Genomic DNA, 8,093 nt, shown 5'->3' with positions numbered 1-8,093 from the left:
CGGCTACAGCGCCCCGCCTCCGAACCACCTCGCGTGGGCGATCGCGACGACGATCCTCTGCTGCCTGCCCGCCGGGATCGTGTCCATCGTCTATGCGGCGCAGGTCAACTCCAAGTGGATGTCCGGGGACCACGCGGGTGCGCACCGGGCATCCAACAACGCGAAGACGTGGGCGATCGTGTCCGCCGTCGTCGGCGTGATCGTCGGTGTCATCTACTTCTTCGTGGCCATGGCCAACAGCGGCACCTGATCGATGATGAGCGAGCGGTGGCCCGTCCTGCATTCGCGGGGCGGGCCCGTTCCCAGGCGGAGGAAGGGCTCGCGCCGGCCTTCGACGCCGGCGGGGCGGCTGCTCCGGCCCGGTGGCGTGCTGCTCGTCACCGTCGCGGCCGTCGCCTTCGTCGCCGCGGTCGACCCGAATGAGCAAGGCCACTATCCGACCTGCCCCTTCCTCGCGCTGACCGGGTTCCAGTGCCCGGGTTGCGGTTCGATGCGGACCGTCCACGCGCTCGCCCACGGTCACGTTCAGGAGGCGTTCGGCCTGAACGTTCTCACCGTGGTGATGCTCCCGCTCCTGGCGGTCTTCTGGCTCAGGTGGGCGCGGGCCCGTGCCCTGGATCGTCCGACCCGTACGAAGGCGGCCCACCCCGCCCTGATCTGGGGCCTGTTCGGGGCGATCGTCGTCTTCTGGCTCGTCCGTAACCTGCCGTTCGGCTCCTTCCTCGCTGCCTGACCAGGGCCGTCCCTGCCGCGGGAATGTCCTACCGCCGCCCTACGCTCTGACGGTCACGACCGAAGGGGCTGATCATGAATGACAATCGCCGGGCACTCGTGCTCGGGGGCGGGGGCGTCGCGGGCATCGCCTGGCTGACTGGCGTCCTCGCCGGGCTCGCCGCCGAGGGCGCGGACGTCACCGGTGCGGATCTGCTGGTCGGCACGTCGGCGGGCTCCGTCGTGGGCGCGCAGATCGGCAGTGGCCTGTCCTTGGACGAGCTGTTCGAGCGCCAGGCCGACCCGGCGTCGCAGAACCGGGAACTCGTCCCGTCCGGGGACGTGACGGTCGCGGAGTTCGCGGAGACCTGGACGAGGCTCGCGCAGGAGAACGACGACCCGGCGGCGGTCCGCCGCGCGTTGGGGGCGCGGGCCCTGGCCACCCCCACAGTGGATGAGGCGGAGCGCCGCTCGGTGATCGAGGGACGGCTGCCCGTCCACGAGTGGCCTGCCGGGAAGCTCCTGGTGACGGCCGTGAACGCGCTGACCGGCGATCGCCGCGTGTTCGACCGCGACTCGGGCGTTCCGCTCGTCGACGCCGTCGCCGCGAGCTGCGCGGTTCCGATGGTCTGGCCGCCGGTGACGATCGGCGGCATCCGGTATGTGGACGGCGGGGTCCACTCGCTGACCAACCTGGGCCTCGCCGCGGGCTGCGAGCGGGTCCTGGTGATCGCGCCGATGGAGGACCCGGGGCTGGCCGCGGACATCGTCGCCGTGGAGGGCAAGGGCGGGCGGGTCGATGTGATCGAGCCTGACGAGTCCGCGCTGACCGCGTTCGGCATCGACCCCCTGTCGCCGTCCACCCGCACGCCATCCGCGCAGGCCGGGCTCGCGCAGGGTAAGGCGTCGGCCGCGGCGATCGGTGCCCTCTGGGACTAGGCGGAGCGGCCCGCGCGCGGACGAGCCCGCGCGGGCCGGTGCCGCGTCAGGACGGGTCGGTGAACACGGCCGGACGCTTCTCGAAGTAGGCGTGAACGGCCTCGACCTGGTTGGGGGTGCCGCGCAGTCCGCCGAGGGCCCGGGACTCTTCGAGGTACTGGCCGGCGAGGTCGACGTCCGCGGCGCGGTTGAGCAGGCGCTTCGCTCCGCGGACGGCGTCGGGGCTGTTGCCGGCGATCTCCCGGGCGAGTTCGGTCGCGGCGGCGTGCGGGTCGCGGGCGGTGCGGGTGGCCAGGCCGATCCGCGCGGCCTCCTCCCCAGTGACCATGCGGCCGGTGAAGGTGAGCTCCTTCGCGACGTCCTCACCGACGAGGCGGATCAGCGCGGCGGTGCCGGTCATGTCGGGCACCAGTCCCCAGCGGATCTCCAGCACGGACAGCTTCGCGTCCGGGGCGACGATCCGGATGTCGGCGCCGAGCGCGATCTGCAGGCCGCCGCCGAGGGCGTGGCCGTGGACGGCGGCGATGACGGGCTGCGGCAGCTCCCGCCAGACGTGCACGGCCTGCTGGCCGAGGTTGGTGATGCGGCCCGGTTCGCGCGCCGTGATGTCCTGCGCCAGCCGCTTGAACCGCGCGGCGCCGCCGCCCGGAGCGCCGTCGCCCGCCATGGCGGCGAAGTTGGCGAAGTCCAGGCCCGCGCAGAAGGCGCGGCCCTCACCGGAGAGGACCACGGCCCGGACGGACGGGTCGCCGGCGAGCGCGTCCCCCGTCTCGGCGAGCGCCTCGAACGTGGGCATGTCGATGGCGTTCAGCTTGTCGGGACGGTTGAGCCGCACGTCGGCGACTCCCTCGTGGACGTTCACGGTGACGCGGTCGGTCATGCCGGGTCCCTCTTCTCGATCATCGTTTGGGGGGACGATTCCATGCGCCGCCTCGCAAGTCGAGGGCGCCGGTCAGGTCACGGGGACGATGCGCGCCCGGGTGAGCCGGCCGTCGTGGATGTCGAGGAGGCCGAGGGTGCCGTGCGGCTGGCGGCGCCGGTCGGTCGGCGACCCGGGGTTGAAGATGCGGACGCCGTCGCCCGTCTCGTCGAGCGGGATGTGGGAGTGCCCGAAGACGACGAGGCCGGCGGCCGGGAACCAGCGCCGCATCCGGGCGGTGCGGCCGCGGGCCTGGCCGCTGTCGTGGACCATCGCGACGGCGAGCCCGTCCAGGTCCAGTTCGAGGCGTTCCGGCGCGCCCCAGTCGGCGACGTCCGGCCCGTCGTTGTTGCCGAGGACGGCGTGGACCGGCGCGTACTCCCCTAATTCGTCCAGGACGGGCGCGACGCAGACGTCACCGGCGTGCAGGATGACGTCCGCGTCCCGCAGGTGCTCCGCCACCCGCGGCGGGCACGCCTTCCACCGCCGCGGCGCGTGCGTGTCGGAGACGACCACCGCTCTCACGCCTCCCATTGTCCCGCACGGAGCAGAATGGGCCGGATGCGGATCGACATCGGCGGTGTGCGCCTGTATTTCGACGTCGAGGGCGCCGGGCTCGTCCCGGATGGCACGGGAATGTCCGAACGTCCGGTGATCGTGGCGCTGCACGGCGGTCCGGGCGCCGACCACTCGCTGTTCAAACCGGTGCTGGGACCCGCCGCCGAGTTCGCACAGGTCGTCTACCTGGACCAGCGCGGCAGCGGCCGGTCGGACATCGGCGAGCCCGCGCAGTGGACGTGGGAGCGCTGGGCCGACGACGTCATCGACTTCTGCGACGCGCTCGGCATCGACGACCCCGTCCTCGTCGGGACGTCCAGCGGCGGCTGGGTCGCGCTGACCGTCGCGCACCGGCACCCGGACCGCATCAGCGGAATGGTGCTCGACAGTGTGATGCCGGGCCCGGCCGGCGAGCGCCTGGCCGTCTTCGAACGCCTCGGCGGCACCGAGGCCCGCGACATCGCCCGCCGCTACTGGGACGGCGAGGACGTCCAGGACGACTGGGAGCGCGTCTGCCTGCCCCTGTACTCCCAGCGCCCGGCCGGCGACCCGGACGCCGCGAACAGGCTTGCTCGCATCCGGTGGAATCGCGACGTCATCGAACATTTCCGTCACACGCTCGCCGCCGAGTTCGACCCGTGGCCGCACCTGGACCGCGTCGCCTGCCCCACCTTGATCATGAACGGCGAGGACGACCCGGTGGCGACGGCGTCGGCCGCCCGCCGCCTCGCCGGCGCACTCCCGAACACGCCGGCGCTCCATGTTCTCCCGGACACCGGCCACGGCGTCTTCCGGGAGGACCCCGACCGTGCCATCGCCCTGCTCCGCGACTTCCTCCTCCGCCTGGAGCCGTGAGCCGACACCACCCGACCCGCCCTGCCGTGAAACCCGCGCCGTCGCCCCGACCCGCGCCGTCATGTGGCCTGCGCGGCCATGTGGCCTGCGCCGTCGGCTGACGTGGTGGGCGGGGTCGGCGGGTCAGGCGGGTGGGCGGATGAAGGTTAGTTTGTCCGGGTTCAGGACGGCGTAGACGCCGTGGATCCGGCCGTCGCGGATGTCGAAGACGGCGAGTTGCTCGTGGCCGTCCACGTGGGTCCAAACGGCGGGGGCGCCGTTGGCCTCGACGATCGTGGTCGCGCCGATGCCGTAGCGGGACGACAGGCCGGCGATGAAGGCGGCCACGCGCTCGCGGCCCTCGACCGGGTGGAGGGCGGCGCGGGTGCGGCCGCCGCCGTCGTTCCAGGCGACCACGTCCTCGGCGAGGAGGCTCGTGAGCGTGTCGAGGTCTCCGCCGCGCGCGGCGTCCAGGAACCGGTCCAGGAGCTCGGTGTGGTCGGCGTGCGTCGGGTGGAACCGGTCGCGGCCCTCGGCCAGGCGGGCGGTCGCTCGGCGATGGTGCTGGCGGCAGGTCGCGGGAGGCACGTCGAGGATCTCGGAGATCTGGTCGTAGGGCAGTTCGAACGCCTCGCGGAGAACGAACACGGCGCGCTCGGGCGGTGAGAGCCGCTCCATCATGTGCAGGGTCGCGTAGGAGACCGTGTCGGTCATCTCGGCGGTCTCCAGCGGCCCGAAGACGCCGGACGGGACGGGTTCGGGCAGCCACGGGCCGGTGTACGCCTCGCGCGTGACGCGGGCGGAGCGGAGCTGGTCGAGCGCCAGCCGCGACACGATGGTGACGAGGTAGGCGCGCCGGTCCCGGACCTCGGCGGCGTCGGTCCGGGTCCAGCGCAGGAACGCCTCCTGCACGACGTCCTCGGCGTCCCACATGCTGCCGAGCAGCCGGTAGGCGAGCCCTAGCAGGAGCGGGCGGTGCTCCTCGAAGCCGGTCGCGTCCATGGGACGATCATGCCGTGCCGGCGGCGTCGCCCGAAGCACCGATCCCGTCCCGCCAGGACGCGTACCTGGGCCGCCAGTCGAGGCGGAGGCGGGCGCGGGTGTTGGCGGCGCCGCGCAGTCCGTTCATGAACGCCACGCCCCACGGGCCGACGGCGAGCCGCGCGAGCGCGGCGGGGGCGCGCTTGGGGGCGGGCGCTTCGAGCATCCGCGCGTAGGCGGGGATGAACTCGCCCATGGTGACCGGCGCGTCGTCCACGACGTTCAGCACACCCGCGACGTCCTTGTCCAAGGCGGCGACAAGGGCGGTGGCCGCGTCGTCGGCGTGGGTGAAGGACAGGGTGGAGTGCCCGCCGCCGACGATGGGGACCTTCCCGGCGCGGACCTGCGCGGTGAACGACCCGTCGGGCGCGTAGGCGGAGCCGGGCCCGTATAGGTGGCCGAAGCGCAGGACGAGGCCGCCGGCGTCGGCGGTCAGTCCCTCCAGTTCGACGAGAGCCTCCAGGACGGGGGCGAACTGCTTGGGCGTGCGGTCGGTCCAGAGCGGCGCGTCCTCGTCCGCGAGGCCGTCGGCGGGCTGGTAGGCGTAGGCGAGGCCCTGGGCGAGGACGCGGGTGGCGCCCGCCTGCGCCGCCGCGTCGTAGAGGTTGCGGGTGCCCTCGGTCCGGAGCCGGTTGGTGGCGGCGAAGTCGCGCGCGAGGTGCTTCGGGTCGGGCGCGGCCGGGATGGCGGTGAGCAGGTTGACGACGGCGTCCGGTGCGGCCTCGGCGACCGCCCGGGCGAGGCCGTCCCGGTCGAAGGCGTCGGCGGTGACGACCTTTCCGGTGGTGCGGGTGGTGGTGCGGGCGAGGCCGGTGACGTCGTGCCCGACGGCCTCCAGGAGCGGGACGAGCCTGCTTCCGATGACGCCGGTCGATCCCGCGACGAGAACGCGCATGATGACTCCCTGGTCCGTCCCGGCGGGTGCCGGGAAACGATGGTTCCGGCAACAGGACGGGCCAGGTCTTCCGGGCGTGACGATCCGCGGCGTGATTCAGGCCACACCGTTCGGGAGGTGGGTGATTTTGCGACGGCCCGGTTCGGACACGAGTGGGAAACAACTGTAAGCACGCTGTCATTACACAGCGCTGACCAGTGGAGTTAGGCTCGAACTCCTCGCGTTCGTCCAAGTGGATTCCGGCCGTACGCCCCCGGTCGTTCCGACACGGCGACCCAGCACCGCGAGGTGAGTCCGCGAAAGGGCTCAGGGGAGGGCGGCCGGGCCCCGAGGTGGATTCCACTCCCTTGCACCGGCCCCGGGGACCGGCCGCCGCTCCGTTCCGCGCCGCGCCCGCGTTACGAGGTCAGGTAGAGCTTGCGGTCGAAGACGCCGGCGCCGGGCGTGCTCTCGCCGCGAGCGATGGCGGCGCCGCTGCCGGTGCCGTTGGAGGGGCAGAGGCCGCTGCTGCCCGATTCCCGCACCAGCGTGATGTTGTCGGAACTGCCCTGGGCATCGTCCTGGCCGGGCAGCGGGCGGTTCGGGTTGTCGCGGTTGTAGACGTCGAAGACGAGACCGTCGGTGTCACCCGTCCGGAATCCGTAATAGCAGGTGATGGTGATGCCGAGGACCTGCCCCTCCATCTTGAAGCGCAGGTCGCCGTTGATGGACAGGGTGCCGTCGCGTCCGCCCGCGACGGGATCGTAGGCGACGTCGCCGCTGTCCTCGGGCAGGTCGCCGAGGTCGAGGTCGGTCGCCGGGGAGCTGAGGCCGTTGGACGTCCGGCACGCGCCGACCGACGCGGCGGTCAGTTCGCCGGCGCCCGTGGAGACGACGCTGCCCTGCAGTTTCGCGTCGTCGCACGACCCGGTGACCTTCGAGCCCAGGAAGTCGACGGAGAACTCGAGCGGCCCGACGGTGGAGACCTGCCAGTTTCCGGAGTAGGGCGCTCCGGTGGCGGTCTCCTCGCGGAGCGTCGTGGTGGCGGCGGAGGCGGCGGGCACCGTCAGGGCCAGTACCGCGGAGGCGGCCGCCAATGGCGCGGCCAGCCTGATGGGAGCTTTCACGGGGGTTTCCTCCTCGGGAGATAGAGTTGCCCTTTTCTACCCGAGTGGTGGCGGAAATCAAGACCCGATCGGAGAAATTCTCACGTTTTATCGGACGCCGCTAATTTGCGGAGTCCGAGCACTAAGCCGACTGCGATATCGACGGCCGAAAATGCGGATATCGTGCGCAGATATTGCGGGATGGCGCGCGGCCGGGACGGGAGGTGCGGACGGAGGCCCGGCCGCGCGCCTGGCCTGCTACCGGAACACGGGCTTCATGGCGTACACGCGGTTGGGCTTGTTGTAGCCGAAGAGGACGCGGGTGCCGCGGCCGGCGGGCGCGACGGCGAGGCCCTCGCTCTCCCCGGTCAGCGGGATCGTGATCGCGTCCAGGATCGTCCCGGCCCGGTCCAGCACGGTGATGGTGTCGTTGGTGTAGTAGAGGATCTTGTCGCCGGCCATCTCCAGGCCCTGCGGGACGCCCTGGTAGCCGAGGTCGAACGTCGAGCGGACGGTGCCCTTGAGGTCGGTGAACGCGAACACGAACGGGCCCTGGTCGCCCGGCCCGGCGTGCACGAGCAGGCCGTCGCGCCGGTTGTCGACGGCGACCAGGCCGGAGTTGCCGAGCGAGCCGAAGTCGATGGTGCGGACGACCTCCGGCTCGCCGCGCCAGTCGACGACGTTGACCTTGGTCGGGTTCGTCCCGCCGCCGGTGGCGATGTAGAGGAGCCCGTCACGGTCGCGGACGCTGACCTCGGCGGCGTGCCCGACGGCGAGCGGTGCGCTCTCCTTGAGGGTGGTGCCGTCGCGGTCGTACTCGCGGATGACGCCGTGGCCGTCGCCCACGTCGAAGCCGACGTAGAAGCGCCCGCGGGCGTAGGCGAGGCCCTGCATGTTGTCGGTGTGGGGGACGTTGAAGAGCAGGTCGAACCGGTAGGCGGGTGCGTCGGCCGCGGCGGGGCGGGCCCCGGCCAGGACGGCGGCTCCGGCGAGCGTCGCGGCGCCCGCGTAGCCGAGGACTCCGCGGCGGGTGAGAGCGACCTCGCCGAGTCCGGGGTTCTGCATTCGTGCCTCCTCGTAGTGGGGGGGTTTCGCGGGGAGATCTCAGGGG

Annotated in this window: 10 protein-coding genes; 4 read left to right on the top strand and 6 right to left on the bottom strand. The window is 72.4% G+C overall.

The window, feature by feature from the left end; genetic code table 11:
- The 3 genes from E1293_RS41245 to E1293_RS41235 all read left to right on the top strand — a co-directional run.
- Positions 1-250, top strand: a 250-nt coding sequence (locus E1293_RS41245; RefSeq protein WP_132204640.1) for a CD225/dispanin family protein, incomplete at its 5' end; no start/stop codon positions are given.
- A gap of 117 nt (positions 251-367) precedes the next feature.
- On the top strand, positions 368-733 hold the full coding sequence (locus E1293_RS41240) for a DUF2752 domain-containing protein (RefSeq protein WP_243717334.1): 366 nt from the start codon (positions 368-370) through the stop codon (positions 731-733).
- A 74-nt stretch (positions 734-807) separates the two neighbouring features.
- The gene (locus tag E1293_RS41235; protein WP_132204638.1) at positions 808-1,650 is read left to right on the top strand and encodes a patatin-like phospholipase family protein; all 843 of its coding nucleotides are present in this window, start codon (positions 808-810) and stop codon (positions 1,648-1,650) included.
- Positions 1,651-1,696: 46 nt separating this feature from the next.
- Here the strand turns inward: E1293_RS41235 and E1293_RS41230 are convergent, their stop codons facing one another.
- Both E1293_RS41230 and E1293_RS41225 read right to left on the bottom strand, forming a co-directional pair.
- Positions 1,697-2,530: a crotonase/enoyl-CoA hydratase family protein gene (locus E1293_RS41230; RefSeq protein WP_132204636.1), complete on the bottom strand. Its 834-nt coding sequence runs from the start codon at positions 2,528-2,530 to the stop codon at positions 1,697-1,699.
- Between the two features lie 72 nt (positions 2,531-2,602).
- Positions 2,603-3,103 carry a metallophosphoesterase family protein gene (locus tag E1293_RS41225; RefSeq protein ID WP_243717332.1) on the bottom strand — a complete coding sequence of 167 codons (501 nt, stop codon included), beginning with the start codon at positions 3,101-3,103 and terminating at the stop codon, positions 2,603-2,605.
- Positions 3,104-3,130: 27 nt separating this feature from the next.
- Here E1293_RS41225 and E1293_RS41220 point away from each other — a divergent pair, with 27 nt between their 5' ends.
- A complete protein-coding gene (locus E1293_RS41220) occupies positions 3,131-3,982 on the top strand; it encodes an alpha/beta fold hydrolase (RefSeq protein WP_165978634.1) in 852 nt (283 codons plus the stop codon).
- 123 nt (positions 3,983-4,105) lie between these two features.
- Here the strand turns inward: E1293_RS41220 and E1293_RS41215 are convergent, their stop codons facing one another.
- The 4 genes from E1293_RS41215 to E1293_RS48130 all read right to left on the bottom strand — a co-directional run bounded on the left by E1293_RS41215 (position 4,106) and on the right by E1293_RS48130 (position 8,047).
- Entirely contained in the window at positions 4,106-4,963 is an 858-nt protein-coding gene (locus E1293_RS41215; RefSeq protein ID WP_132204630.1) for an RNA polymerase sigma-70 factor, read from the bottom strand.
- 7 nt (positions 4,964-4,970) lie between these two features.
- Entirely contained in the window at positions 4,971-5,897 is a 927-nt protein-coding gene (locus E1293_RS41210) for an NAD-dependent epimerase/dehydratase family protein (RefSeq protein ID WP_132204628.1), read from the bottom strand.
- A gap of 398 nt (positions 5,898-6,295) precedes the next feature.
- The gene (locus E1293_RS41205; protein WP_132204626.1) at positions 6,296-7,003 is read right to left on the bottom strand and encodes a hypothetical protein; all 708 of its coding nucleotides are present in this window, start codon (positions 7,001-7,003) and stop codon (positions 6,296-6,298) included.
- A 237-nt stretch (positions 7,004-7,240) separates the two neighbouring features.
- Positions 7,241-8,047: a hypothetical protein gene (locus E1293_RS48130; protein ID WP_165978633.1), complete on the bottom strand. Its 807-nt coding sequence runs from the start codon at positions 8,045-8,047 to the stop codon at positions 7,241-7,243.
- Between the last annotated feature and the right edge of the window lie 46 nt (positions 8,048-8,093).

It is taken from the genome of Actinomadura darangshiensis (assembly GCF_004349235.1).
In the GTDB taxonomy this organism is placed as follows: domain Bacteria; phylum Actinomycetota; class Actinomycetes; order Streptosporangiales; family Streptosporangiaceae; genus Spirillospora; species Spirillospora darangshiensis.
Note: the sequence above shows the minus strand (reverse complement) of the source record. Positions and strands in the feature narration are given on the sequence as shown.

Excerpts from the sequence above, each read along its gene's own strand:
- E1293_RS41235 (WP_132204638.1), top strand. The coding sequence starts at position 808 with ATGAATGACAATCGCCGGGCACTCGTGCTCGGGGGCGGGGGCGTCGCG.
- E1293_RS41230 (WP_132204636.1), bottom strand. The coding sequence starts at position 2,530 with ATGACCGACCGCGTCACCGTGAACGTCCACGAGGGAGTCGCCGACGTG.
- E1293_RS41225 (WP_243717332.1), bottom strand. The coding sequence starts at position 3,103 with ATGGGAGGCGTGAGAGCGGTGGTCGTCTCCGACACGCACGCGCCGCGG.
- E1293_RS41220 (WP_165978634.1), top strand. The coding sequence starts at position 3,131 with ATGCGGATCGACATCGGCGGTGTGCGCCTGTATTTCGACGTCGAGGGC.
- E1293_RS41215 (WP_132204630.1), bottom strand. The coding sequence starts at position 4,963 with ATGGACGCGACCGGCTTCGAGGAGCACCGCCCGCTCCTGCTAGGGCTC.
- E1293_RS41210 (WP_132204628.1), bottom strand. The coding sequence starts at position 5,897 with ATGCGCGTTCTCGTCGCGGGATCGACCGGCGTCATCGGAAGCAGGCTC.
- E1293_RS48130 (WP_165978633.1), bottom strand. The coding sequence starts at position 8,047 with ATGCAGAACCCCGGACTCGGCGAGGTCGCTCTCACCCGCCGCGGAGTC.